19 protein-coding genes and 1 tRNA gene are annotated in these 18,908 nt (G+C 52.7%); 15 read left to right on the top strand and 5 right to left on the bottom strand.

The annotated features are described in order from the left end of the window. Window positions 1-33 precede the first annotated feature (33 nt). Window positions 34-1,101, bottom strand: coding sequence for an ABC transporter substrate-binding protein (locus HXW73_RS09110; RefSeq protein ID WP_240538603.1), 1,068 nt, complete (start codon window positions 1,099-1,101; stop codon window positions 34-36). Between the two features lie 222 nt (window positions 1,102-1,323). Here HXW73_RS09110 and HXW73_RS09105 point away from each other — a divergent pair, with 222 nt between their 5' ends. The 9 genes from HXW73_RS09105 to HXW73_RS09065 all read left to right on the top strand — a co-directional run bounded on the left by HXW73_RS09105 (window position 1,324) and on the right by HXW73_RS09065 (window position 9,070). Further along, window positions 1,324-3,030 (top strand): potassium/proton antiporter, encoded by a 1,707-nt coding sequence (locus HXW73_RS09105; protein ID WP_186252824.1) that lies wholly within the window; start codon window positions 1,324-1,326, stop codon window positions 3,028-3,030. Between the two features lie 47 nt (window positions 3,031-3,077). Continuing rightward, a tRNA-Ser gene (locus tag HXW73_RS09100) sits at window positions 3,078-3,168 on the top strand. Between the two features lie 92 nt (window positions 3,169-3,260). Next, window positions 3,261-5,018, top strand: coding sequence for a site-specific integrase (locus HXW73_RS09095; RefSeq protein WP_186252823.1), 1,758 nt, complete (start codon window positions 3,261-3,263; stop codon window positions 5,016-5,018). A 75-nt stretch (window positions 5,019-5,093) separates the two neighbouring features. Continuing rightward, window positions 5,094-5,381 (top strand): hypothetical protein, encoded by a 288-nt coding sequence (locus HXW73_RS09090; RefSeq protein ID WP_186252822.1) that lies wholly within the window; start codon window positions 5,094-5,096, stop codon window positions 5,379-5,381. A gap of 73 nt (window positions 5,382-5,454) precedes the next feature. Then, window positions 5,455-5,673, top strand: coding sequence for a KilA-N domain-containing protein (locus HXW73_RS18035; RefSeq protein WP_186252821.1), 219 nt, complete (start codon window positions 5,455-5,457; stop codon window positions 5,671-5,673). Between the two features lie 55 nt (window positions 5,674-5,728). Further along, on the top strand, window positions 5,729-6,088 hold the full coding sequence (locus tag HXW73_RS09080) for a MarR family winged helix-turn-helix transcriptional regulator (protein WP_186252820.1): 360 nt from the start codon (window positions 5,729-5,731) through the stop codon (window positions 6,086-6,088). Between the two features lie 506 nt (window positions 6,089-6,594). Then, window positions 6,595-7,338 (top strand): hypothetical protein, encoded by a 744-nt coding sequence (locus HXW73_RS09075; protein ID WP_186252819.1) that lies wholly within the window; start codon window positions 6,595-6,597, stop codon window positions 7,336-7,338. A gap of 549 nt (window positions 7,339-7,887) precedes the next feature. Further along, window positions 7,888-8,454 (top strand): ribonuclease HI, encoded by a 567-nt coding sequence (rnhA, locus tag HXW73_RS09070; RefSeq protein ID WP_186252818.1) that lies wholly within the window; start codon window positions 7,888-7,890, stop codon window positions 8,452-8,454. Window positions 8,455-8,506: 52 nt separating this feature from the next. Further along, window positions 8,507-9,070: a virion core protein, T7 gp14 family gene (locus HXW73_RS09065; protein ID WP_186256073.1), complete on the top strand. Its 564-nt coding sequence runs from the start codon at window positions 8,507-8,509 to the stop codon at window positions 9,068-9,070. Here the strand turns inward: HXW73_RS09065 and HXW73_RS18030 are convergent. Next, the gene (locus tag HXW73_RS18030; RefSeq protein WP_186252817.1) at window positions 8,972-9,409 is read right to left on the bottom strand and encodes a Rha family transcriptional regulator; all 438 of its coding nucleotides are present in this window, start codon (window positions 9,407-9,409) and stop codon (window positions 8,972-8,974) included. The genes HXW73_RS09065 and HXW73_RS18030 overlap by 99 nt on opposite strands. After that, a complete protein-coding gene (locus HXW73_RS09055; RefSeq protein WP_240538771.1) occupies window positions 9,376-9,879 on the bottom strand; it encodes a KilA-N domain-containing protein in 504 nt (167 codons plus the stop codon). The genes HXW73_RS18030 and HXW73_RS09055 overlap by 34 nt, the downstream gene beginning before the upstream one ends. Before the next feature lie 951 nt (window positions 9,880-10,830). On the opposite strand from HXW73_RS09055, the gene HXW73_RS09050 reads away from it, so the two are divergent. From HXW73_RS09050 to HXW73_RS09040, 3 genes are all read left to right on the top strand, one after another. After that, window positions 10,831-11,406 carry a recombinase family protein gene (locus HXW73_RS09050; protein ID WP_186252816.1) on the top strand — a complete coding sequence of 192 codons (576 nt, stop codon included), beginning with the start codon at window positions 10,831-10,833 and terminating at the stop codon, window positions 11,404-11,406. Window positions 11,407-12,020: 614 nt separating this feature from the next. Continuing rightward, window positions 12,021-13,591, top strand: a protein-coding gene (locus HXW73_RS09045) for an IS3 family transposase (RefSeq protein ID WP_446718977.1) whose coding sequence is annotated in 2 segments (ribosomal slippage) — window positions 12,021-12,474 and window positions 12,474-13,591 — 1,572 coding nt in all. Because the reading frame shifts where the segments join, the coding sequence is not laid out codon by codon here. 10 nt (window positions 13,592-13,601) lie between these two features. Further along, window positions 13,602-14,117 carry an FRG domain-containing protein gene (locus tag HXW73_RS09040; RefSeq protein WP_186252815.1) on the top strand — a complete coding sequence of 172 codons (516 nt, stop codon included), beginning with the start codon at window positions 13,602-13,604 and terminating at the stop codon, window positions 14,115-14,117. Window positions 14,118-14,154: 37 nt separating this feature from the next. Here HXW73_RS09040 and HXW73_RS09035 read toward each other — a convergent pair whose 3' ends face one another. Beyond that, the gene (locus HXW73_RS09035; protein ID WP_186252814.1) at window positions 14,155-14,757 is read right to left on the bottom strand and encodes a hypothetical protein; all 603 of its coding nucleotides are present in this window, start codon (window positions 14,755-14,757) and stop codon (window positions 14,155-14,157) included. A 604-nt stretch (window positions 14,758-15,361) separates the two neighbouring features. On the opposite strand from HXW73_RS09035, the gene tnpA reads away from it, so the two are divergent. The 3 genes from tnpA to tnpC all read left to right on the top strand — a co-directional run bounded on the left by tnpA (window position 15,362) and on the right by tnpC (window position 17,706). Then, the gene (tnpA, locus tag HXW73_RS09030; RefSeq protein WP_186252813.1) at window positions 15,362-15,730 is read left to right on the top strand and encodes an IS66-like element accessory protein TnpA; all 369 of its coding nucleotides are present in this window, start codon (window positions 15,362-15,364) and stop codon (window positions 15,728-15,730) included. Further along, window positions 15,727-16,062, top strand: a complete 336-nt coding sequence (tnpB, locus tag HXW73_RS09025) for an IS66 family insertion sequence element accessory protein TnpB (protein WP_186252812.1) — start codon at window positions 15,727-15,729, stop codon at window positions 16,060-16,062. The genes tnpA and tnpB overlap by 4 nt, the downstream gene beginning before the upstream one ends. A gap of 93 nt (window positions 16,063-16,155) precedes the next feature. Further along, a complete protein-coding gene (gene tnpC, locus HXW73_RS09020) occupies window positions 16,156-17,706 on the top strand; it encodes an IS66 family transposase (RefSeq protein WP_186255920.1) in 1,551 nt (516 codons plus the stop codon). Between the two features lie 178 nt (window positions 17,707-17,884). Here tnpC and HXW73_RS09015 read toward each other — a convergent pair whose 3' ends face one another. Further along, the gene (locus tag HXW73_RS09015; RefSeq protein WP_186252811.1) at window positions 17,885-18,877 is read right to left on the bottom strand and encodes an IS30 family transposase; all 993 of its coding nucleotides are present in this window, start codon (window positions 18,875-18,877) and stop codon (window positions 17,885-17,887) included. Window positions 18,878-18,908: the final 31 nt, after the last annotated feature.

Here is an 18,908-nt window from a genome sequence, read left to right as displayed (position 1 = left end):
TGCTTTGCCGTTTTCGGTGATTACAGGCCCTGACTAGAGGGCATGAGGGTCGATGGCCAGGCGTGATACTGGCAGGGGTTTCACGCTGAGGCCTTGCTGTAAAAGGAATTGCTCAAAGGCCTGATAGCGGCGGTTATCCACCGCGCCAGGTGACAACGCGATACGCCTGAGCAGGTCTTGCCAGTTTGCTGCATTAATGGGGTTATCAAGCACCGGTTCGGCACTGATCAGTAATTCCCAGGCGGCATCGGGGTTTTCTAATATCCAGTAATGCGCGTCTTCTATGGCCCTCACAATGTGCGACCAGGTCTTGGCACGACGGGCGGCACTGTCTCGGTTAGCCAACAGCACCAAGCCGTCGTAGCGGGGAATATCCAGTGCACTGTGGCGGATGACCTGCGTGCTGATACCTTCATTCGCCAGTTGTTCAGGCAATGAATGAAAGGGCGCATCGACGACCGCATCGACCTGTTCCTCGACGAAAGCACGCCGAACGTCAAAATGCAGATTAACCGGGGGCGCAAGATTGCCCGACTGGGTGAGTGCCTTGGGAATCAAATAAGGTATGAACAGATCAAGGCCTTCGCGGCTGGTGTAGCCATAGCGCATCCTCGCAAGCTTATCCTTGACGGGATCCTCAAGCTCACCTGTTACGACCACCGCCGTTAGCGGTGTTTCGATCAGCGTGGCGATACGCACGATGGGGGCGCCATCATGCACATAGAGGTGCAGCGAAGGCTGGCGACTCAGGGCAAAGTCGATCTCATCGGCCGCTAGTAGTTTCAGCCCGACGCTTGGGTCTGCCGGTGTTTGAAGCTCAACCTCCATTCCCTGCGCGGAAAACAAGCCACGTTGCTGAGCCACAATGAGCCCTGCGTGCTTCGGGCTCAAAAACCAGTCCAGCATGATGCTGACCTTTTCAATGGGCGGTGGCTCAAGTGGAGGAGCTGGGGTGACGGCGTTAGTGGGCGCCTCCTGTTGGGGCTCCTCTGACTTGGCATTGGGCGCCCACCAGGCGGGCGGCACCTCGACGCTACTGTTGAGTTCGAGCTGGTTGTCACTAGTTTGGTTCTGAGTATCCGACTCATTTGCGTATGTCATTGAACTTACGAATAATAAAACGACCTTTATAGACAGCAAAACATACCAAGTGCGACACAAACGGGTCAGCATCATCAATCACTCCCAGTAACAGAAAGCAAAGTGTATCTGGCACGCTAAGCATCTGACCAGCCTTCAATTACGCCTTGTCAGTCCATGAGGCGCAGTAAATTCAACGCTGGCATGCGATAATCATCGTGCTTTGAGAAGAGACGGAGAGTCATGGACGCAATCTACACGTTTTTCTTGGTCGGCGGTTCCTTGATGGCGCTCAGCATTCTGGCGAGCCGCCTTTCCTCGATGATGGGGGTTCCGCTGCTCCTGATTTTCCTTGCACTGGGCATGGTGGCCGGTGAGGAAGGACTGTTAGGGCTTCAGTTCGATGACTATTACATGGCTTTCACCATCGGGCATTTAGCCCTGGCGATGATTCTGCTGGATGGTGGCCTGCGAACACGCCTTAAAACCTTCCGCGTCGGCTTCAAGCCGGCGCTTTCGCTTGCCACCTTCGGGGTCTTTATCACCAGCGCCATTGTCGGTGGCATCGCCATGCTGGTGTTTGATCTATCCCTCGCCGAGGGGTTGCTAGTGGGTGCCATTGTGGGTTCCACCGATGCCGCCGCGGTGTTTTCAATGCTAAGCGGACGAGGCGTTAACCTTAATGAGCGGGTAGGGGCCACGCTTGAAATCGAATCCGGCACCAACGACCCGATGGCAATTTTCCTGACCCTGATGCTGGTCGAGCTGTTGGTTGGCGACATTGGCGGCCCCGCTGAGACCCTGCTGTTTTTTATTACCCAATTCGGCATAGGCCTGGTGGTGGGGCTTGGCGGCGGCTGGGTGAGCGCTAAGCTGTTACGCTGGCTGGACCTGGCGCCAGGCCTCTACGCCATGCTAGCGCTTGCCTTGGGCTTCAGCGTATTCGGCCTTACCAGCGTACTGGGCGGCAGTGGCTTTTTGGCGATCTATCTGGCGGGCCTGATGATTGGCAACCAGCCTGGACGTCACCTCAATTTTATCTTGCCCGTTCACGATGGCCTGGCGTGGCTGAGCCAAATCGGTCTGTTCCTGGTACTGGGGCTTCTGGTAACGCCCAGCGAGCTCTGGGACGTCGCGCTTCCCGCCGCCTTGGTGGCGTTGGCCCTGATTTTCATTGCCCGCCCGCTGGCAGTGTTGATTACCATCAAGCCGTTTTTCAAGTTTCGCTGGCGGGAAACGTGGTTTATCGCCTGGGTGGGGCTGCGCGGCGCGGTGCCGATCGTGCTGGCAATTTTCCCCTTGATCGACGGCGTGGAAAACGCCTCGCTCTATTTCAACGTGGCCTTTGCGGTGGTGCTTATGTCGCTTCTGATCCAGGGCGGCTCGCTGACCGTCATGGCGCGCTGGTTAAAGGTGGAGGTGCCAACGGGTACCACGCCTGATCGACGCGGTCCGCTGGGTATATTGCCGGAAAACGACTACGAGATGTTCGTCTACTCGGTTGAAAACAAGGACCTCGAAGACGTTCCCATCCGGCTTCTACGCTTTCCCTCTGGCGCACTTATCTCAGCGCTATTCCGCGACCACGCCATGCTGCACCCGAAAGGCAGCACCCGACTTAAGCTTGGCGATGTGATTTGTGTGATAGGCCGCACAGAAGATCTGAACGCACTCAACCGCCTGTTCAATGGCGACTCAAAGCTCAAGCGAGAGCGGGCGTTCTTCGGCACCTTTACGCTTGATGGAAGCGCACAAATGCAGGATATTGCCCAGGCTTACGGCCTGACCCTAAGTCCAGGTGAGAAAGACATGACGCTGGCCGAGTTTGTATCGCTACGTGTAGGTGGTCACCCCGTGGTTGGTGACGATGTGGACTGGCATGGCATTCATTGGGTGGTCAGTGATATGCAAGGCGGAAAAATCACCCGCGTCGGGCTTAGGTTGTACTAAAGACGTTGACTTCCAAGGAAAAGCTGGTAGTATATGCGCCGTAAGCCGGAGGGATGGCAGAGCGGTTGAATGCACCGGTCTTGAAAACCGGCAAAGGTTAATAGCCTTTCCAGGGTTCGAATCCCTGTCCCTCCGCCATACAGACATGAAGCCCTGAGGAATCAGTAACATACTGACCTCGGGGCTTTTTTGTTTCTGGCTGCCCCAGTGAGGTGTTACATTGGGAGGCCATGAGTACAGTGAAAGTTACCGGACATCCCCGCCTATATCGTCGTGGCGCTCGTTACTATCATCGGGCAGCAATTCCCCAGGATATTCAGGACAGTTACCCCAAAGCGGAAGAGACCTTCTCGCTCAACACTGCCAACTATCACGAAGCGTTGCGGCTTGTCCGTAAGGCTGCCGTTGAGGTTGATAGGAAGTTTGATAAACACCGCCGTTGGGTATCAGCCCAAGCCAAGCCCCTAGATAAGCTCACAGAGGAGCAGATAGACCACCTCGCAAGTCTCTACCATGCTTCACTTCTGGATGAAGACGAAGACATTAGAACGGAAGGCATCTTTGAGGAAGAACCAGGGGAGCCAGGTACAGATTGGGAACGGTGGGACTTCGATGAGTATGCCGAGGACATTGAAGATAGTCTGACACATACTCGCCATCTCTATGCGCGTGGCAAAGCGGATGCTTTCTTCAAGGATGAAGCAGAAGACTTACTGTCATGGGATGGTGTAGAGCTTGCGCTGTCTCCGGACTCTCCAAGCTGGCGTCCACTCGTCCGAGCTATCCAGGCAGCCTATATACGGGCGGGAAAAGACCAGCAAGCACGGAACGAAGGGGAGGTGGTGCCCACACCGACCGTCGCCAAAGAAACCTTACAGAGACCTCAAAGCAGCCCTAGCGATGGACAAGGACCGTTGCTGTCTGTTTTGGCTGAGGACTGGATAGCAGAGAAGTTCGCTTCGTGGGCAACCAAGACTACCAACGATCACCGAACCACCATCCATAACTTCATCAATGTTGCTGGTGATAAACCGCTGGCTGCATATTCGAAGGCTGATGGGCGTGCTTTTAAATCAACCTTGCTCAAACTACCCAGCAATTGGACCAAGCAGGTAGAACTCAAGGGGCTGAGTGTCGATAGGGCAGCCGAGCGAGCCAACGAATTGGGTATGGCCCCTATGTCAGCCAAGAACGTGAACAAGCTGATAGGCTATGCCGCTGCCTTCTGGAATTGGGCAGCAAAGCAATACGATGAATGTCCACCTAACCCACTGAATGGCCTGAAAGTTACCCTCAAGAAACGCGCTCGGGAAGAACGCGATCCTTTCACGTTGAGCGAGCTACAAGCCATTTTCCAAGCTCCGGTATTCACGGGCTGTAAATCGCTGCACTTTTGGAAACAGCCTGGATCATTGGTCCCCAAAAACTCCGGTATGTATTGGGCACCGCTGGTTGCGCTGTTTACTGGTGCGCGGATGGGGGAAGTCCTACAACTGTATGTTTCTGATGTTAAGCAGACGGATGGTATCGACATCATAGACATCAACGGCGATGGTGATGATAAAAAGCTAAAAAACTCTGGCAGTCGCCGACAGACGCCCGTCCATCCCGAGTTGAAGCGGTTAGGCTTCCTTGAGCATGTCCAGAAGATGCGCCAGCAGGGGAGCAAGCGAGTGTTTCCAGATATGCCGATGGGCAGTGATGGTTACTATTCGTCCGTTTACTCTAAGCGTTTCATATCGCTACTTGTTAATCTCAAGATCAAACGTAAGGAAAACGCTTTTCACTCGCTACGCCACAACTTCGAGGACGCCTGTAGAAACTCGGGCATTTCCAAAGATGTGATGAACGCCCTACAGGGCCACAGTGAGGTGGGTATGTCTGGCAGGTACGGGGCAGGGTACTCGCTAGACGTGCTGTATGAGGCTATGTGTCAGCTTGAGTATAAGGGGTTAGACCTGAGCCACCTGTATTCCCACCAACATTAGCTAAGCATATTGAACGTCAAGCTAGGTGTCGGCTAGGGTGTAAGTATACTTTGAATATTGAGGGGTCATATCAAGATGGGAATGATTGCTGAATTAAAGCTCGGAAGAACCCTCACTAAGCTCACTGGCTTGTTTGTCGAAGCTAATCGCGATCCGCATTTTTCTCACGAAGACGTCAGATCAACAGAAAAATATCAGCAACTTACAGAAAAGCTGAAAGCCTATAACCCAACAAAAGTCACTATAGAACTACTCAACAATATGATGGTTACCTTGAAAATGGGGAACGATGAGCGCCATACAGCACAATCCCATTTACTGGATGCTTTGGACAAAGATGGTTTTGCTATAAAAGAAACGTAAACCGAGCAACCAACTGATCACCAAGCAGTGGAACGATAAGACACTCACATTCCGCGAAGACGGTTACTTCAACATGACGAAGGCCGCTAAGGAGTTTGGGAAGCGTCACGCTAACTTCCTCGCTAATACTGAGACGCAGAACTACGTGAATGAGCTAGAGGCAGTCACTGGGATTCCAGATACTGACCTTGTTCAAGCTATCAAAGGCGGACGTGCTCCTGGCACCTGGGCGCATCCCAAGTTGGCCGTATTCTTCGCCCGCTGGTTGGACGTTCGGTTTGCAGTGGCTTGAAGACGATAGGTAACAAAGCATACGATTCCTGTAGCCCCTAAAGAGGAACCGCATAATGGACAGCCAGCCACAGCCCCTACCCCTGAGCGAAAGAATCTACTTGCGGCGCATCCTGAGCGTTATCCAAGAATTTCGCCAGCTTCAATCTGACATGCCAATTAAAACGGCCTCTCTCTTTACCCACGTCGCCGCGAATCCAGGCATTTCAATGAGCGAACTGCGAAAGCAGACCGATATCACACAGGCCACATTCTCAAGGACGATTGCTGTGCTGTCAGAGTGGCAAGAACACGACAAGCCTGGGTTCGGTCTGATCTGGACAGAGGAAGACCCCAAAGAGCGCCGCAAGAAACTCATCCACCTTACCGAGAAAGGTAAGGAGCTAGCCGCGACGATTGAGGACATCTTGCGCTGAGCCAGTGCCAAGGGAGCGACCAACTCGTTGCTGCCTTGCCTCTATTGAACGCGGCTGTGTTTCCACACAAAGGCCTCTATAGATCAGTGGGCCATCACTACTGATTTTTCCCTTAAAGCCGACAGAGAAGTTCACAAAGCCAAATTAATTACCCGACACCTCAGGAAGAGCAGAGGCTGTGATTCCACTCAAAGGCTTTTATCGCTCAGTCGAACTTCACTACTAACTCTCGCCTTAAAGCCGACAGAGAAGCGCAAAAAGCCAAATTAATTACCCTGCACCTCAGGAAGAACAGAGGCTGTGATGCTGCTGGCTAATCGACCCGCTTCAAGCCGTAATCTTGCTCTTCCTATCACACCACACCACCATCTGACCTCTCATCAGTAGAGCCACCAACTAGCCAAGCGCAGGACTGGGCCTTTCGTACGCCCGGTCAGATAGTCCTGTGCCTATGGGTTTGTGGTGGACTCGCTGGTGGGTGGTTCTACTTATGAGGAGAGTACGACATGACTACGAGTGCCGCAACTGCTAGGGATGCTGTCAGTCCTATTCGGTCAAATGTTAAGGCACACAATAGAAGCGGGACATCGGGATATGAAGAAATGGTGTCCCGAGGGTTGGCGCTCAAGGAACGATACGAGAGAAGCCTTCAAAAGATCGACAAACTGCCCTGTGATACTTGGCCTTTCGGTCTAGGCAATCAATCAGCCCACCCAATAGAGCAGATGCCGAACCTAAAGAAGCGGTTAGGGAGAGGACGAACGGCCAAGCTACGCGCCCAATTTAATGGTAAAACTGAGACGCTCGAAATGACTTCTACCACACCCCGCAAGGGCAGCAATCGCGAGAAGCGCATTGATAATACTGTGCGGTCAGCCATGCTTGGACGGGCGGTCGGTGATTCATCAGGCTGTCCTGCCTCAGATATTCTGTCTGGAATAGCGAACCTTGATAACCAGAGACGCAACGGTAGAAGCTTACCGCTCAACAAGATCAGCTCGTACGTTATTCTTCAGGAGCTTGACGCAATCTCCACGAGGAAAGTTAAGGAGCTTCTCGATGTGAATGACCGTCAGGCACAGAAGTACGTCAAGGCTTGTGAGATTGCACTACCATTCTTGGCACGATCATTGTTGACCGAGGATGCACAAGCAAACGAAGAGAGCCAAGGCGATTTGGCAGAAGCCCCGAAGGAAACGATAGAGCCCCTGGAAGACCAACTGGATGACTGGATTCAAACAGGGGGCTGAATATAAAAAATTATAAATCAATAATTTATAAAAACTTTCTAACCGTCGCAGTATTATAAACATCCTAAAGATGACCTTGAAGATAAACCGACCGACAGACCTGGAAGAATATAGAACCGCATAACCCATGGAGCACGTTTCAACCGTGGTGAATACCATGACCTATGATCGTCAGTAGGTTTCACCTTCAGGGTAACTGTCAGACAACCCATGTGATTACGAACGATGGACTGACACATGATCCTGAAGATGGGTCCAATAACTCGCTTCGCTCGGTGCTGACATCAATACTTCATTGGCTCCGCCGTAGACGCTACCGAAAACTTCCGGTCACTTCTCCATCGATGGACCTCTCGTTCATCTATCTGCACACCCAACGAAAACGATAAGCCATCCCCAGGCTATCCAAACGCTCATCCCTTGAGCAATTCCATTTAATCACTACCAGCACATTCTCGAAGGCAGTCGGTCAGACTGGCGGTTTCGTCCGTCTGTTGGGCCGTCCGTCTGAAGGGAACCGTCTGTCTCCGACAATGAGGACGAATAAACATGGTTGCACCAAACGCACTTACTGACGCTAAGACCTCACAAAACACTGTCCGCATCTTCACGGATGGGGCCTGTACCAATAACGGTCAGCAAAACCCCAAAGCAGGTTGGGGAGCCGTTCTCCTGAGCGCCTCAGGGCATCGCCTGAAGCTGGCCGATAAACTCCAAGGCGAGCCAGTGACGAACAATCGAGCGGAACTGACCGCTGTCATTGAAGCGTTGTCAGCATTGAAAAATCCAACGCCCGTGGAGCTTACCACCGACAGTGAATATGTCATGAAGGGCGCTACTCAGTGGATACACGGCTGGAAACGTAAAGGCTGGAAGACTGCGAGTAAGCAACCCGTTAAGAACGTCGACCTGTGGCAACAACTCGATAGGCTCTTGGAGGTTCACTCTGTCCAGTTCCATTGGGTACGTGGTCATTGTGGGCATCCCGAGAATGAACTTGCCGACCAACTAGCGGTGGCAGGGGCTGAAGGTCAGTCGCTAAAGGAATACGAGACGCTAGCGGTTAACACTTCAACCAATCATTCATCAGCAACACAAGGGGGCGCTCATGTGTAGCCCAATGGCGATAGCAACCACAGCTATGACCGTTGTGAGTACCGGCGCTCAAATGTATGGACAGCAACAGCAGTATGAAGCCGCCGCTGAACGTGCAGAAGCCCAACGAAACATGTTCAAGCAGAACCGTCAGAACACCTATAAGGCGCTCGGTCGGGAATATGGCGACATCAATACGCGCCAGTCTCAGGAGCAACAGAAAGCCACTGAGGATAAAGAGGAACGGACCAGGGAAGCACGTTCCAGTATGGCCCGAGCGCGTGTCGCCGCTGGTGAAGCTGGGATTACAGGTAACTCAGTCAGTATGGGCTTACGGGATATTTCTGGTGCCGCTGCCCGAGATCGTTCAACCATCGACCGGAACCTAAACTGGACGCTTGGACAACTCCAACGTCAGAAGCAGTCTCGCCAGACCCAAGCGGTCAACCGGATCAACTCTGTACCGCCTGGACAGGCACCTTCACGCGGGGCGGCAATGGCAGGTATGGCGTCAACCGCTGCACAGGGAGCGTCTTCGTTAGCGTCGATGCAGCCCCAGAACAATTCTTACGGGACCAGCAAGGCGCGTCCCTACGGTGGTTCTGGTTGGGCCAATAAAACGGACATCCGCCGATAGGATAAAGCCCGAGCGATTCAGCCAAAGGACTGGCTGGGTGTCCGCTACCAGACGCAACGCCTCGGCAAACGATTGGGGAACTTGTGGTTGTGCTGCTTGCTTCTCCAACTCTTGCCAGCGGTCCACCAAACAGGCTGTGAACTCAGGGGATAGCTGAGCGACGATCACATAGCTGTCCCGTTGGTTTACGTGGTAGACAGTGACAGGCTTGCCGCCTCCTGGCGTCGGTTCCTCAGTTTGAGTAACCGTCACAGTCCCATGAACTAGAAGCATGTCGATGGTGCGCCTTACGTTGTCATGGCGCTTCAGGACCACTTCAGCGATCTCACGGCTGGACATGGTGAGTTCAAGCCAGGGAAGAGATTAAGGAGGTGGCTGGTCAGACTGGTCTTCTTCTCAACCGCCTGATCCCGCTCGGCCTTATACTGCTTTGCTTGGCCCAACAGTTTTTCCATATAGGGAAGCGGGTTTTCGAGCAAGTCTTCAGCAGCGTTCTCGGCCACTGCTACACCGTCTGTCTGAAGCTGGTCGTATGCGCGGATTACCTTTAAATTGAACTTGGGGCTGATCCACATGGCATAGGCATAGACCAACTCTTTGACGACGAAGGTACCCTGGCTGGGACCACCACGGATTGAATTAGCTGGGGAGATATGCAGATTTGCACAACGGTTTTGATGGATAACTTCAGCTTTGAGTTGATCGAACTCCTTGTTTCGCATCCACTGTGAAGGAGCGTTATTAGGATCACCACCGGCAGCCTTGTGAAGATCGTTAAGGTTGTAACGGCCAGCGTCGTCCTGGCGGATGGTTGTGTCTGCGACGTTTCCACAAATTGAGGAGACGTGACTGAGATGGACTGTGACAAAATCTGAGTAATTCTAAGGGGATAGCCCTGCCAGATTTCACGGAGAGAAGCCTTGCGCTGCCCATGTGGCGTCGTGTCATGTCTTGAAGACACAGCAGACTATTATCTTCTGGTGTTTTCTGGCGGCTGACGCACAGGGCTTTGACACGGCATGTCTGTAACTTCGCAGGTGATTAACTGACGGAGAGGAACGGGACTCCAAAGGGGGGTGCCTTGCGGTTATTTTACGGCGAATATCTGAGCGGGTATTGATGTATATATAGTGTGCAGAGCTTCCCCGTAACCCCGCAGAGCTAGCGTTTATGAGCTATCGGTAAGTCGCTTTTTTAATACCCATGAGGGATGGATGACACGGATGTCACCCACCCCCAAGTTCAGGGCAAACGGTTACGGCAAAGGCTCATGTTTGACTTCTTCCCACCGATCAAAGCACAAGGCGTGGGGATTCCATGCCAGAACACCAACCTTGGGTACACGAATAAAGACATCGTTAACAACTAGCCTGATGATGATGCCGCAGATACGGAGGTCGATTCCTCTTTCTTCTGGCCTTAGGGACATTGTTGTAGCTCCTTATAGCTGTCTAATCGTGTTGCTTTCGCGCCTCAGTGAGCGCTAACAATGGACACGCTACAAGGCATGAATATGTGTGTAAACCCTTTATAATCAATAAGATATATCCTTTATTCGGTAGGTTTGACTATCGGATATATGTATCAACGTAGTCCGTGACTACTTAGCTCTGATGGCATGTGTTGGCTTGGTTCATAAGGTACACCTTGTGACCCATACTCAGGGTGAGCCATAAGATTGGATCATAGGTGTTGATATTCATTGATCCATGCTCTACATTATGAGCCATACTTAATGAGCCACATCGGGAGCGTTCGATATGTCAGCCACTATTGCTTACATCAGGGTCAGCACAGAGGACCAGTCTACCGACACACAGCGGGCCACCATTGAGGAACGCCACAAGGTTGACCAGTGGTTTGTCGATGAGGCCACTTCAGGAACCATCAAAGCCAAGGACAGACAGGGGCTAGGCGGGCTACTCAACTATGCCCGCGAGGGTGACACCGTCATCGTCTATGCTATCGACCGCCTGGGGCGTAACACCGTTGATGTATTGGAAACGGTGGACTTGCTCAAGGAGAAAGGTGTAGCGGTGTTGTCGCTGCGGGAAGGCTTCGACATGAGTATGCCAATGGGTAAGGCAATGCTGACTATGCTGACCGCTATGGCTGAGCTTGAGCGTTCCAACATCAAGGAGCGCCAACTGGCTGGCATCAAGCGGGCTAAGGCTGAAGGTAAGGCTTTAGGTAGGGAAAAGACCATCAACGATGAGATCGTGGCTCAATGGCGTCAGGAGAATAGCGCCAGCATCAAGGCCACTGCGGAACGTTTCGATATTTCTACAGCGTCCGTGAAACGAGCCTGTCGGACAGCAAAGGAAGTTGCAACGTGAAATAATTGGAAGCTATTAATCTTCAAAAAACTGATAAACTTTAATTATTAGCCTCATCTTTGTGGTGGGGTAATTTTTTTGTTGGATCATTAGGAAAGTGGGGCGGTAAACTCTTATTTTTCTTTTTATGGATAGACATAAATATGTGGGATGAATCAAAAGACAAGGTACACGACACTGCATCAAGCCTTCTGCAACATTTCGTAGCTGTAAAGCACCCAGGTCTTGTTTACAGAGGGCTCGGCTACCACCGTCACACACTTAGTCCGTCTATTGTTAGAGCCAAAACCTCCAGAAAACTGGAAGCTAACTATGGCGCAGACGCAAGAACATTTAAGGAAATTGCATATCTGTCCTGGTTTGTAAATGCCTGTGACGATGCGGGACTCCAAGTCGCTGGTGACAGTAGCGAACTTAGACGCTTTCTGGTGGAGCCAACTGGCCAGAATAGCCAAGGCCGAAATGTTGATATATTTAAATTTCCAAGCTTGTGGCCCACAGACGAAGATTCCGTTTTCAGGTTCCTGGCACAAGCCCAACCCCCTCTGTCAGCCTAGTTGTCCGGTTGGCGATATCGCCTAAATCAAATCCAGAGGGAGCGGCATGGAGCGCGTGTGCCACGTTATTCTAAAGAGCGTAAAGCTGTTGTACTGAAAAAGTTGTTGCCACCCCATAATCGCAGTGTGGTATCTGTCGCCACTGAAGAAGGCATCTCTGACGCGACGCTGTATAGTTGGTTAAAACAGTGTCGAGAAAAAGGAGTGCCTGTGCCGGGTTACACCCAAAGCGACAACGAGTGGTCGCCTGACGCCAAGCTTGCCGTGGTCATCGAAACCGCCACCCTGTCAGAAACAGAGCTTGGTGCTTACTGCCGCGAAAAAGGCCTGTTTCCCGAGCAGATCCAACAGTGGAAAGCCGCTTGTCTCCAGGGCGCTGGCCAACAAGAAGACCAGCAAAAAACGGCACAAAAGCAGCGTAAACAAGACCGTAAGACGATCAAACAGCTCAAAGCGGAAGTGCGTCGCAAAGACAGAGCCCTAGCGGAAACGACATCGTTACTGGTGCTCTCAAAAAAGCTCGACGCCTTGTACGGCGAAGACCCGAACAGCGGCGAGGACGACTGACGCCTCTTGAGGAACGTGCAAGGCTCATTACGTTGTTTGATGAAGCGGTCACCGGGGGCGCTTCCCGTTATCAAGCAGCGGCGATGATAGACGTGAGCGAGCGCACGCTGAAACGCTGGCGTTCTGGGTGTGGCGCGGTGGCTGAGGATCAGCGCCCACACGCGGTACAAGGCAGTCAGCCGCATCAACTGACTCACGAGGAGGAACAGGCTATTTTGAGTGCCTGCAATCGCTCCGAGTATCAGAGCCTGCCACCGTCTCAGATCGTGCCGTTACTGGCAGATCAAGGGGTCTACTTGGCTTCCGAGTCGTCGTTTTACCGGGTACTGAAAAAGCACCAACAGCAGCACCATCGAGGGCGAATGAAGCCACGCCGCCCAGTGCCTGAGCCGACGAGCTTCACAGCAACCGGACCCAACCAAGTCTGGTGCTGGGACATCAGCTATTGCTCTTCCGTTGTGCGTGGCCAGCACTGGTATCTCTATCTGATCATGGATATCTACAGTCGCAAAATCATCGCCTGGGAAGTCCACGAGGCGGAATCAGGCGAGTTAGCGAAACACCTGCTGGAACGCGCTTTATTGCGCGAAGGCTGCTGGCACCAGCCTCCAGTGCTGCACTCGGATAACGGCGCACCGATGACGTCTTATACGCTTAAAGCGAGGTTAACAGAGCTGGGGATGTTGATGTCTTACAGTCGACCGAGAGTGAGCAATGACAACCCTTACTCGGAAGCGTTGTTCCGCACCGTCAAGTATTGTCCAGCGTGGCCCACAAAGGGCTTTGCATCGCTGAACGCGGTACGTGACTGGATGCTGACGTTCGAACGCGCTTACAACGAACAGCACCTGCACAGTGGCATTCGGTACGTGACGCCCGCTGATCGGCATCAAGGTGCCGACCGAGAACGTCTTGAGCATCGCAAAGCGGTTTATGAAAGAGCTAAGCGCCGACATCCACAGCGCTGGTCAGGCAACACACGAAACTGGGAAGTACCCGGTTCGGTAGCGCTCAACCCTGGCAAGCTGCAGGAAGTCGAGCGTAATAAACAGGCTGCTTAGAGGCAGCTATTTGGACAACTGGGTTGAAAATCACCGCCAACATCATGGTGTACCTACGCGGCTATTGGATTGGACCAGCTCTCCTTTAGTTGCTTGCTACTTCGCTGTCTCTCAGGCTTTGAACGAACGAGTCAGACAAGGCAACGAAGCAGACTTATCAACCTGGATGGTAAGTATTGTTGAGCTTGATAGAATTGCAGCAGGTTCTTTTAAGGATACATTCAGAATAAGAAAAGCTCCTGGCTCAACCAGTAAGAACCTAGCAGCCCAAAAGGGCATGTTCACGTTCATTAAAGGTTTTGAATTAGATGACCTCGACATAAATAACCACAGATTATCCAACACTTATCTTAAACGACATCTTCTCCCTCTTTCAGAAGCAAAGGAATTAATGCAACACCTTGAAAGACTTGGAGTAACAATTGCGACCCTTTTCCCTGGCTATGATGGTGCGGCGAAACATGCGACTGAAACCATGTTGCTTGAAGACTTAGATCAAGAAATCGGAGAGATTGAAATAAAATAGCAATGTAGTATTACATACAATCAATACTTGATGTGTTTTATGTGCTATGTATATGGCCTTGATCAATTTGGAATTCAACCCATTTTCTTAATTCTGTTGCTAAAGCAGAAAGTTCATGGCTTTTTGCCCCTGAGTATCCGTGAGTAATGCTTAGTAGTCCAGTCCTCTCTAATCTTGTTAAAAGGGCCGAGCTAAGTTCTGCATCACAGTTCATTTTTTCAGCTATATAGCTTGTCATATTTTTTGGTTCAGTTTCTATGCAGTAACTTGTATCATTATTTCTATAGTCGTAAAGATGATAGAGAATAATAATTTCTCGATCAGAAAGATCATCAATTATGGATAATATTTCATGATAAGAGCTGGGGTTCTCAAAGAGTTTTCCCGACCCAACGCCGTACACTAACATATTGGAAAGTGTCATGATTTTGTTTTTTGATGAACTCCTTTTTAAAGCATCTTCAGTTGCTATAAAAGCCGCAATAAATTCATCTTTTTTAATCTCGGGGCTTTCTTTCGTAAAACCAGCTTTTGATAGCTCCTCTAACAAAAATATACGCCTCTTTTCTTTATACTTATTAAATAAATATTTGAAGCTGTGATTAATCATCATTGAGTATGGATCAGGCTCAATTTCCATTTTTTCCTCATTCGATACGAATATTAATAAAAATAATTGCTTTCAAATTAATAATAGAACATTTTTGCTTTCTTCTCATCACCTGCCGTTGATCCTGTTACAGAAAACCGCTACATTGGGATGCAGATTTAATAAATAAATTTCTGATTTTAAAGGGTTTTATTCTGAGAGAGGGCGATCCCTGTCCCTCCGCCAAACATTAAGGGAATCAGCTACTTAGCTGGTTCCTTTTTTCGTTCGGGGCATCGAAAAAGGGCAGAAATATAACGAGGGGAGCACCTACCGTTATACTCCTGTGACCAGACCAGTGCACAATAGACGAATGTCTAATCGGAAATGAACGCATCAGCACCTAGCTTGCTTACGAGCAGCACCTTCTTGTCGCGCAAATAGACCTGGGTCGTGCTACGGTCACTGTGTTGCGAATTAGTAGTGGTCGCATCAAAACCTTGCTCATCCGTCGGTCGCATGCTTGGCGGGAACGTCGTGCTCGGTAAAGTGCTTGACGCAGCCTTTGGTCAGTATCCGGCCGGTGAACACATCTTCCGCTGAGCTCCGACTTCGATGACGGTGGTGTCCACCTATTCCTTAGTGGACACCTATCATGAGTGAGTTAAGCGTATTGGAAGCACCTCGAAAGCGTCGCCGATTTACAGCCGAGTTCAAGGCCAGCGTCGTCGAAGCGTGCCAACAACCCGGTGCCTCAGTGGCCGGCATCGCTTTGGAGCATGCCTTGAACGCCAATCTGGTGCACAAGTGGATTCGTGAGGCTCGTCGCATGGTGACGGTAAGTGCCCCCCCGGCATTTGTCCCGGTGCCGATGACAAGCACCACAACACTGACGTCGACCCCGCATCAGGAAGCCGAGCCTATTCGCCTTTCACTGCCTAGCCCCAAAGGCACCGTGACCATCGAATGGCCGCTGTCCGATGCGCAGGGGTGTCGGGCGCTACTTCGGGATCTGCTGTCATGATTCGTATCGACGAGATCTGGCTGGCCACCGAGCCACTGGACATGCGCGCCGGTCCCGACACGGCCCTGGCCAGGGTAGTGAAGGTGTTCGGCACCGCGCGGCCGAACTGCGCCTACCTGTTCGCCAATCGCCGTGGTAACCGCATGAAAGTGTTGATCCACGATGGCCTCGGCATCTGGCTGTGCGCCCGGCGTCTAAACCAAGGCAAGTTTCATTGGGCCGGTAACTGGCACGGCAATAGCGTCAAGCTCTCTCCCGAACAGCTGACCGTGCTGGTACAAGGTCTGCCCTGGCAACGCATTGGGGCCGACGGCGTAATCTCGGTGGTCTAAGGCGCACTTGCCACGAACGGCACAAAACACCGTGGTGGGGTATTCGATGATATGCCAATCCCCCTTTCCTCCGGCCGCTGGCATACTTACCCGATGAACGCGCCATCCGACCTCTCTCAGCTCTCCCCCGATCAGCTTCGCCACCTGGCGGCATCGCTGATGTCGCAGGTCGAGCAGCAGGGACAGGCTTTGGCGCAGAGCCAGAAAACGCTGCACCACACCGAGCAGGTCAACCAGAAGCTGGCCTATGAACTGGCACTGCTCAAGCGTCATGCCTTCGGCAAACGCAGCGAACAGCTCAACGTCCTTCAAATCAGTCTTCTGGACGAGGTGGTGGATGCCGACATCGCGGCCATCGAGACCGAGTTGGAAGACCTGGCCACCCCCGACACGCCGCCAGCGACCAAGAAGACGCCTAAGCGCGCCCCTTTGCCCCCTGAGTTGCCGCGCACCGAGATCCATCATGATCCGGAGAGCGAGCTCTGTAACTGTGGCTGTCAACGGCGGCGGATTGGCGAGGAGGTCAGCGAGAAACTCGATTACACCCCGGGCGTGTTCCACGTCGAACGCCATATCCGCAGCAAATGGGTCTGTGACCAGTGCGAAACACTGGTCCAGGCGCCGATGCCAGCACAGATCATCGACAAGGGCATCCCCACCGCCGGCCTGCTGGCTCAGGTGCTGATCGCCAAATATGCCGATCATCTGCCGCTCTATCGCCAGGAGCAGATCTTTGGCCGCGCCGGCGTACCGATTCCGCGCTCCACTCTGGCGGAGTGGGTCGGCATCTGCGGCGTACGGCTTCAGCCTCTGATCGATGCTTTACGCGACCTGCTGCTCAATGAGCCGGTACTGCATGCCGACGAGACCCCGGTGCCGATGTTGGCTCCGGGGAAGAAGAAAACCCACCGAGCCTACCTCTGGGCCTATGCCACCACGCCCTATGCGGAGTTGAAGGCGGTCGTCTACGACTTCAGCGAGGGGCGCGGCGGTCAGCATGCTCGCGACTTCCTTGGCGACTGGCGAGGCAAGCTGATCTGCGACGACTATAGCGGCTACAAGCAGAGCTTTGCCAAGGGCGTGACCGAGATCGGCTGCATGGCTCACGCACGACGCAAGTTCGTCGACTTGCACGTGGCCGACAAGAGCCAAATCGCCGGGCAGGCCATCGCGCTAATCGGCCAGCTCTACCAGGTGGAGCGCGAGGCACAATCACTCACCGTGGAAGAGCGTCAACGACTGCGGGAGACGCGAGCCAGGCCCATTACTGACGCGCTGTACCGCTGGATGTTGGCTCATCGCGAGAAGGTCCCGAACGGCTCGGCGACGGCCAAGGCATTAGATTACAGCTTGAGGCGTTGGGGGGCGCTAACGCGCTACCTCGACGACGGTGGGCTACCCATTGACAATAATCGGGTGGAAAACCTGATCCGCCCTTGGGCGCTCGGCCGTTCCAACTGGCTATTCGCCGGGTCACTGCGCAGCGGCCAGCGCGCGGCTAATATCATGAGCCTGATCCAGAGCGCCAAGCTCAATGGCCATGATCCTTACGCCTACCTCCGAGACGTTCTGGAGCGGCTGCCGACCCACAAGGCCAGCCAACTCCACGAACTCCTACCGCAAAACTGGCAAAAACCCGCCTGATCACACGCCAGCGGTGATTGGCGGACGCTTACTTTGGTCATGGCTTTGCGCATACCGTACTGTCAGCGGCTTTGAAACTTGTTCTTGCGGGTATGGAAGTGCGAGGGCCTAAAAAGCTATTGAGGCTGCTCTATACCAAGATTTTCCCACATTTCTGCTTCAGTCTCTGGCCCTGAATTCAAACATTAAGCGCAGCACCTGCGGTTTTCAGCGCCCCTGAATACTCTCCGAGGAACACTTGTGCCGGCGTCCGATACCCCAGACGTTTTCTGGGACGATTGTTCAGCTTGGAAACGACTCGCCTCAGTGCTGAGTCGCTCACCTTTCGGAAGTCCGTTCCTTTCGGGAAATACTGGCGAATCAGGCCGTTGGTATTTTCATTGGTACCACGCTGGCTTGAGCGGTACGGGTCACAAAAATAGGTCTTGGCCGAGACGGCCTTGGCAACCTGTCGATGCTCGGCAAATTCCGAACCGTTATCTAGGGTGATGCTCTGCACTGCTCCTCGGCGTGGTTCTAATAACCGGGTCATCGCCTTGGCCGTTCCAGTGGCCGTGATCTTCGGCAGGCGCGCTGCCAAGAGGTAACCGCTGCGTCTCTCGACCAGTGTCACCAAGCCGGATTCTTTGTGGCCCTTGAGTACCGTATCGCCTTCCCAGTGACCGATATGGCGTCTTTCTTCCACTTCAGCGGGGCGCTGCTCAATACCTACCCGGTGTGGGATCTTGCCTAATCCAGCATGCTTGGCTAACTGTCGCTGATAGCGCCGCTGTCGTGGTAGACGGAGTCGCTTCCATAATTCGCCGCCGTGTTTCTTGTCGTCCCAGATTAATGCATAGATCCACTGGTGGCTTACGCAAACCCCGTTGGCATTCGCCATGAAGCCACTTATTTGCTGAGGGCTCCATTCATCCATCAGTTGATCAGTCACCCAGCGAATCAGGCTTGGCAGTCGCTTCGTTACTTTCCAAGCGCTGCGTCGGCGCTGATCACTTCTCGATTGCGCCTGCTCAGGCGCATAGCCAGCCGTAAGCCCATTGCGCTTTATCTCGCGGCTGATGGTGCTGCTGTGGACCCCAATAGCCTTGGCTATTTGTCGCTGGCTGATGCCGGTCTCAAGATAAGCAAAAATTTGGTATCGTTGGGCCTGGGTCAGTTGTCGGTATCCCATGCTCTGCTTCACTTTGGTCGGTAAAGTCGAG

The sequence above is a fragment of the Halomonas sp. SH5A2 genome (assembly GCF_014263395.1).
Lineage (GTDB): Bacteria > Pseudomonadota > Gammaproteobacteria > Pseudomonadales > Halomonadaceae > Vreelandella.
Note: the sequence above shows the minus strand (reverse complement) of the source record. Positions and strands in the feature narration are given on the sequence as shown.